Here is a 6,985-nt window from a genome sequence, read left to right on the forward strand (position 1 = left end):
GTCGCACCGCCGCCAGCAAGCTCAGCTTCGGTTCTGCCTGGCGCTGCCCCTTCACCGACCCCCGTTCGACGCGCATGACTCAAGGTCGGAACGGCAACAGCTACGAACACTTGGTCACAATGCTTGAGTTGGTTGGCCCGGTCTATCCAGTGTCCCTATCGGACAGCTGCGCGAGAATCCCAGCGGCTCCAGGCGGGGATGTTTTCGCGGGCTTGCCGCCAGGCGGCCGGGACGTCACCCGTGCCGGTGCGGGTCGCGACGATGCCTCCCGCGATTGCGCAGGTCGTATCGCGGTCGCCCCACCCAGCGACGGTCTGCCAGAGTGCCTCGGGCAGGTCGTCCAGTTGTCCTGCGGCAGACCACAGGGCGAACGGCACTGTGTCCGGAGCCGATATCAGCGTCCCCGAGCCGAGCACGGACGCCGCGTGGCGCACCGAAGTGCGCGCGGGGAAGTTTGCGGCCACCAGAAGCCTGGAGCGGACGTCGCTGTCCGGCACGTGCGAGGCGACTTCTCGCAGGAACTCGGCGCGCGGCGGGGCGTCCTGGCCCTCGCTGGAGGCTGCCAGCGCGGCGGCGACCGCCACGGCCACTGCCCCCGCGACAGCCTCTGCGTGAGCGTGGGTGGTCAGCGCCGACAGCCGGGCCTGCTCATCGGCAGCTGTTACGTCGTCTCGGAACCAGGCCCCCAGCGGGGCAACTCTCATAGCGGCGCCGTTGCCGTAGGAACCTTGTCCGGCGAACTGCCCCGTGGTGACGGCCTGCCAGTCCTCGCCCTCGCCGATGCGCCGCAGCACACCGTGCATGGACGGGCCGTACTTACGCCCCGGGTCGCGGGCGTACTCGGCGGCGAACTCCCGTGCCAGGTCGTCCGGACGGATCTCCCCATGAGCCATCAGATGGGCGAACAGGACGAAGGCCATGGCCGAATCGTCCGTCCACAGCCACGGCACAGGACGCAGGGACCGTGCAGCCCAGAGTTCCTCTGCACTCTCATCGGAGCGTGTGAACCAGCTGTCACCGAAGGCGTCGCCCATCACGAGCCCGTCCAGGCTGGCGTGGGCGTGCTGCGGACTGCTCATGGCAAAGCTCCTCTGAATGATCTGTGGCCATGGCATTCTCGCCGTAGGCCGGTTGAGCATGCGAGTGGATTGCCAGGCAGCAGCAGATGCTTCGGGGCAGCGGTCGACGGGCCGTGCTCTGATGACGGGACCAACCGCCCGAACTTCTGTGCGGTCGCGGCGGCGGCGACACCGACGTACGGCTTCGCGGCGCTTGCGATGCTGCTCGCCGCCGGTCCGCCTGTCGCGCTCGTGGCCGGCCGGGTCCGTCAGGAGCAGGCGTAGCTGAAGGTCGCTTCCGCCTCGGGCGACTTGCTCTGGTGGGCGATCCGCAAGCGGGCGGTTCCCCGGAAGCTGCCGGGGCCGCGGACCGTCCAGCGGAGGTGCACGGTGACCCTGCGGTCGCCCCGGCGGGCCATGTGGACCAGTTCGCCGGTGTCGTGACCGTCGCTGCGCAGCCAGTGGTACGCCACCGGGCCGCCGCGGCCGTCGGTGGTCACGACGCCGACAAGATCGGCGGTCTGTCCGCAGTGCAACCGCCCGGCGGGCGCCCGGACTTCGACGGCCGTGACCGTAGGGGCGGGGGACGGGCGCAGCAGCAGCCAGAGGAGGACGGCCGCGGCGGTCAGGAAGGCGGTCGTGGCGATCCAGGCCCGCCTTCTTCGACGGTGGGGGCGGCGGCTGTCAGGTGGTACGGGTGCGGTGCGCCATTGGGCGCGGAGGACGTCCTGGGCCTCGACGGGGATGCCGGGGCCGAAGCGCAGGAGGATCTCGCCGTCGTCTTTGCCGGTCGGGGGTGACGTCGTTGCCTCGGTGGGTGTCGCTGCCGGGGGTCCGGCGGGGGTGCGGTTGCGTTTGCCGAGGAGGGTGGCCTGGTCGTCCGAGGCGGTGGGGTGGGGCTGGTGCGGGGCGGAGCGGGTGCGGCTGGGCATGGTGAGCTGCTCGTCCGGCACGGCGTGCTTGGGCCTGTCCGCTTCCGGGACCACGTCCCCGGGGCCTGTTCCTTCGGAACCCATGTCCACGGCACTGGCGCCCTCGGAACCCAAGTCCACGGCGCCGGCGTTCTCGGACTCTTCGGCTTCGGTCTCTTCAGCTTCGGAATCTGCGGCTTCAAAACCGGCGGCCTCGGAACCGGCGGTTTCAAATCCGGGGGCTTCGGAATTGGCGGCTTCGGAACCGGGGGCTTCGCATTCCCCCTCCTGGGGGCGCACGCGCTGGGCGTCCGCCCCCGACTCGTCCGCCGTCGGTGCCGTTGGTGCCGTGGTGATCTCCGGGGTCGCCGCGGCCACCGCCGTGCGGAGCTCCGTACGCCGCAGGAACCCCGCCGGGAGCGCCGCGCGCCCGGCGACCAGTGCCGCTCGGGCCGCCGCGAGCCCCTCGGAACCGGCGGTGGCGGAACAGCGCGCGAACAGGGCGGCCGCGGGGGTGCCGGTGGCCACCCAGGCGTCGCCGAGGGTGCGGGACAGGTCGGCCCAGGCCGCGATGTCGGCCTCGCGGCGCGCGGAGTCCGGCGCGTCGCCCAGCACCGTGCCCAGTGCGGCCTCGGCGAGCAGGGCGACGCCGTCCGGGGCGAGGACGACGGTGTCCGCGTCCAGCGCCCCGTGGGCGAGGCCTGCCGCGTGCAGGGCGAGGAGGCTCTGCGCGGTCTCGTTGAGGACACTGGCCGCGCTGCCCGCGTCGGGGCCCGTACCCCCGCGGGCCAGCAGGTCCGTGAGCGTGGGAGCCGGTGGCCGGGCGGTGATCAGCCACACCTCCCCGGCCTCCGCGACGAGGTCGACCGTGCCGAGCACCCCGGGCAGCCGGAGCTTCGCGACGGCGAGCACGGCCGCCGCGAGCCGCTCGCGGGTGCTCTCCGGCGCGAGCAGGGCACGGTCGATGCGCAGCGCGCCGAGCTCGGACTCGCCGGATCGGCCCGGGAGCAGCGCGTGCCACGTGCCGTGGCGTGCGTCCCGCGTCCAGCCCGACAGAGGGCGCCCGGCGACCGTGGTGGTTGTCGTCATGTCGATGCCGATCCGTTCTCGCCGTCGCTCGTCGTCGCTCAGCACGGCGGAGCGTCCAGGGAGGCTGTCTGCGGTCCGTTCGCGGCGGCCGGAGTGCTGGTGAGCGTGACCATCCAGGTGCCCCGGCACGGGTGGTTGGAGAAGTCCGCCTCGAAGGTCATGGGGTAGTGCGTGCCGCCGGACAGCTCCTTGGTCCGGTTTCCATAGGGATCGGCCGGCGTGTCGACGTAGTAGTTCGCAGTGACGGTCACGGGCCCGGTCCCGGTGGTGTCGACGGTGACGTCGGCGATCAGCGTGCCCGGGGTCTGCCCCCGCCGCCAGGAACCGATGCTGATCGTGACCGTGCCGGGCGTGGGCGAGGCCGGGGGCACGGTCGTCGGTGTGGTCGGCTCCGCCGGCGGGGCCGTACTCACGGAGGTCATGGGCGAGGCCGACGGGCTCTCCGGGGTGGCCGAGGGGGTGGCCGAGGGCGTGACACCGGCCGTGGTCGGGACGGCAGTCGGCGAATCGGAGGACGAAGAGGCGGGTGGCGTCGGCGAGTTGGGCCCCGACGGCACCGAACTGGCCACCGTCGTCGCCGTGTCGTGCGGACGGGCCGCCACGGACGTCACCCCGCCCGCCACGACCGCCAGCGCGGCCGCCCCGGCGGCGGCCTTCCATCCGCTGCGCCTCACCCGCCCCAGCAGGGTCAGGGCGCGGGCCGGCGCGTCGAGCGTCGCCGTCGCGGTGAACGGGAACAATAGGGCCAACAGCGCGGTGAGTTCGGCGAGTCTGCGGCGGCCGCGCTCCTCCCAGTCGGCGCCGTACCCCTCGGTGGCGGACCGTTCCAGGTCGGCGAGGAACGCCTCGATGCCCGGCCGGTCTGCCGGATCCTTGGCCAGCCCCCTGCGCAGCAGCCCGCGCACCGGATCGGGTACGTCGTCCAAGGGGACGGGGGCCCGCAGGTGCTGCAGGCGCAGCGCGGTCACGTCGTCGCCGGTGAACGGGCGGCGCCCGGTCAGGCACTCGTGGAACACGACCGCCGCCGCGTACACGTCGCCCGCCGGTCCCGCCGGATCGCCCTGCCACTGCTCGGGCGCCATGTAGGCGGGCGTGCCGGCGGCCTCGGTCTCGCGTCCGGTGCGTACGGCGATGCCGAAGTCGGCGAGCGCGCTCGTGCCATCGGCGCGGACGAGCACGTTCTCCGGCTTGTAGTCGCGGTGGACCACCCCGGCCACGTGGGCCGCGCCAAGGCCCAGTAGCGAGCCCTTGAGCAGGACCAGGGCGGCCTCGGGGCCGGTCGCCCCGTGCCGGCGCAGCAGCCGGCGGAGGCTGACTCCGTCCACCGCCTCCATCACGATGGCGGCACCTCCGCGCGCCTCGACGTACTCGTACAGCCGCACCACGCACGGGTGTTGCAGCCCGCCCAGCAGCCGGGCCTCCGCGCGGAAACGGGTGAGGAACTCCCGGTCGCCGCGCAGGCGCCCGCTCAGATACTTGATCGCGACGGGCACGCCCGTCGTGGTGTGCCGGGCCAGCACGACCCGTCCGCCGGCGCCCTCGCCGAGAATGCGTACGGGTTCGTAGCCGGGGACGGCCCAGTCGCCGCCCTCGGCCCTTCCGGGACCCTGCGTCATGCCGCCCCCTCAACTGCCGCGCCCACCGCCGGCGCCGGCACCGCACCCTTCGCGTCACGGCGGCGGCGCACACGGCGCGTCAGCCACCGCAACGGCGCGGACCACACGGGGAAGGCCACCAGAGCGACCACGACCGCCTCGATCACCGTGGTCCACAGCGGGGACAGCCACCCGTCCAGCAGGTCGCCGATCCGGGAGCGCCAGGCCAGCAGGGCGAGGACGAGGAAGCCGTACGTGCCGACGACGACCGCGAGGCCGTACGCGGCCATACCCGCCTGCCGTGGGCCGGGCCGGCTGCCCGCGCGCAGGTCCTGCCAGAGCCCCTTGCGGAAGTACGCGCTCGCCTCCTCGCGCAGCCGCGGCACGCGCAGCGCGTCGGTCAGGGCCTGGTAACCGTCCAGCGGCATCAGGGGGTTGAAGTTGTAGAGCGTGTTCAGGTAGAGGCCGAAGGCCAGGTGGAAGAGGACGGCCGAGGCCGGTCCGGCGGGCAGGAAGGCCGCGCCGGCCGCGCACCACCCGGCCAGCGCCGCCGTCGACAGCGGCCCGGACAGCGCGACGACGACGCGTGACCAGCGGGTGCCGAACCACATGTCGCTGGTGTCCACGAACGCGAACGGCATGCCCATCATGAGCAGGAACCCGCCGCGCCTGACCTTGCGGCCGTACGACTTCACGGCCAGCGCGTGCGTCAGCTCGTGGACGACCAGGGCGGACACATATCCGGCGGCGAGGAGCACCGGGCCCCAGACGCCCGCCCCGCCGAAGTCCAGCAAGTGCTGCCGGCCCTGCGCGGCGAAGAACGCGGCGAGGCCGCCGATCACCGACAGCCAGACCAGGGTCACGCCGGTCCGGGTGAAGAAGCGCCAGCCGAACGCGTGGTAAACGCGAGTCACAACCCGGTCGAGCCCCGGGACCGAGATCTCCAGCTTCAGCAGTGCCCGGTACACGGCCTGTCCCGCGCGGCGCCAGCCCTTCCGTTCCGTCTCCTCGGTGCGGCCGGGCAGGCCGCGCAGCAGTCTCGCGTTCGCGAACGCGGCGAGCGCCGCCTCGATGCGCGGGAGGGCGAGCTCGCCGAAGCGGTCGGCGTACGCGAACAGCAGGTCCCGTACGGTGTTCTCGCCGTCGACGGCGTGCCAGAGGAAGACCTCCCGCTCGTCCAGTTCCAGATACACGCCGGTGCGGGTGTTGTTCAGCACCCAGCGGGGTTCGCCGCGGTCGGTGGGCACCTGCTTGAGCGCCCAGCCGGAGCGGCGGCGGGGACGTGCGGTGAGCGGGCCGTTCGCCTCCGGTGCCGCCTCCTGCACCGCGGTGGGGAGTTGGGTGAGCTGGGTACCGACGACCTGGGTGCGCTGGCCGATGTGGGCGTCGCGGGGCTGTTCGAACACCAGGCGTACGTCGCCCACGGACAACTCGGTGCCGTCAGCGAGGTCGGCGGCGCCGCCGTGCAGGTCGACGCCTGCGACGGCCGTGCCGTTGAACGAGTCCAGGTCCTCGATCCGGAAGCCCGACTCCGTGCGGACGATCCGGGCGTGGCGGCGCGACACGCTGGCGTCGGGCACGACGACGTCGCTGTCCGCGCCCCGGCCCAGTGTGGTGACCGGGCCGGTGAGCGGGACGAGCAGCGTGGGGTCGTCGACGCCACGCAGGTGCGGCGCGGCGTACGACGTCGGTGCCGCGCCGCGGCGGAGCGTGCCGCAGTACAGGCAGTACGGGAAGTCGCGCCGCACGTGGACGCGGCAGGCGTGGCAGAGCATGCGCCGACTCAGCCCGCGCCGGAGCCGCTGAGAAACGTTCCGTCGGAGAAGCCGCCGTCGGTGTCGGGGCCGGGCGCGGAGGGCGAGAGGTGGGTGGCGATGCCGCCGAGGCCGGGGGTGCTCACACCGCCGCGCACGCTCTCGGCGCCGTCGCTGATGCCCGCGCGGCCACCACCGCCGCCTTCGCCGCCCCCTGGTTCTCCACCGCCGCCGGGCCGACGTCCGGTGTTCTCCTGGTCGCCGCCGCCGCTGCCGCCTTCGCCGCCACCGGGTTCACCGCCGCCGCCGGGGCGTCGCCCGGTGTTCTCCTGGTCACCACCGCCACCGCCACCGCCGCTGCCGCCTTCGCCCCCGCCGCCACCGGAGCCGCCGTCGTGCCCGTGGCCGCCGCCCTCTTCGCCGCCCCCGCCGTCGCCGCCGCCGGAACCGCCCTCACCGCCGCCGGAACCGCCGTGGCCACCGCCCTCGCCGCCGGAGGAGCCGCCGTCACCGGTTCCGCCGCCGCCCTCACCGCCGCCGCCACCGCCTTCGCCACCGCCACCGCCGCCCTCACCGCC

General features: G+C 73.8%; 4 protein-coding genes and 1 pseudogene. 1 reads left to right on the top strand and 4 read right to left on the bottom strand.

Annotated elements, in window-relative coordinates; all coding sequences use genetic code 11:
• Nucleotides 1-155 precede the first annotated feature (155 nt).
• The 4 genes from ABZX90_RS42375 to ABZX90_RS42390 all read right to left on the bottom strand — a co-directional run bounded on the left by ABZX90_RS42375 (nt 156) and on the right by ABZX90_RS42390 (nt 6,428).
• Complete coding sequence (locus ABZX90_RS42375; RefSeq protein WP_355213564.1) at nt 156-1,079, bottom strand: ADP-ribosylglycohydrolase family protein; 924 nt, start codon at nt 1,077-1,079, stop codon at nt 156-158.
• A 248-nt stretch (nt 1,080-1,327) separates the two neighbouring features.
• A complete protein-coding gene (locus tag ABZX90_RS42380) occupies nt 1,328-3,058 on the bottom strand; it encodes a hypothetical protein (protein WP_355213565.1) in 1,731 nt (576 codons plus the stop codon).
• Nucleotides 3,059-3,096: 38 nt separating this feature from the next.
• The gene (locus ABZX90_RS42385; RefSeq protein ID WP_355213566.1) at nt 3,097-4,674 is read right to left on the bottom strand and encodes a serine/threonine-protein kinase; all 1,578 of its coding nucleotides are present in this window, start codon (nt 4,672-4,674) and stop codon (nt 3,097-3,099) included.
• Entirely contained in the window at nt 4,671-6,428 is a 1,758-nt protein-coding gene (locus tag ABZX90_RS42390; protein WP_355213567.1) for an FHA domain-containing protein, read from the bottom strand. Before ABZX90_RS42390 ends, ABZX90_RS42385 begins: the two co-directional genes overlap by 4 nt.
• An 89-nt stretch (nt 6,429-6,517) precedes the next feature.
• On the opposite strand from ABZX90_RS42390, the pseudogene ABZX90_RS42395 reads away from it, so the two are divergent.
• Nucleotides 6,518-6,985: pseudogene (locus tag ABZX90_RS42395) on the top strand (hypothetical protein); the annotation flags it as partial.

This window comes from Streptomyces sp. NPDC002935 (assembly GCF_040611295.1).
Taxonomy (GTDB): Bacteria; Actinomycetota; Actinomycetes; order Streptomycetales; family Streptomycetaceae; genus Streptomyces.

Excerpts from the sequence above, each read along its gene's own strand:
- ABZX90_RS42380 (WP_355213565.1), bottom strand. The coding sequence starts at position 3,058 with ATGACGACAACCACCACGGTCGCCGGGCGCCCTCTGTCGGGCTGGACG.
- ABZX90_RS42390 (WP_355213567.1), bottom strand. The coding sequence starts at position 6,428 with ATGCTCTGCCACGCCTGCCGCGTCCACGTGCGGCGCGACTTCCCGTAC.
- ABZX90_RS42385 (WP_355213566.1), bottom strand. The coding sequence starts at position 4,674 with ATGACGCAGGGTCCCGGAAGGGCCGAGGGCGGCGACTGGGCCGTCCCC.
- ABZX90_RS42375 (WP_355213564.1), bottom strand. The coding sequence starts at position 1,079 with ATGAGCAGTCCGCAGCACGCCCACGCCAGCCTGGACGGGCTCGTGATG.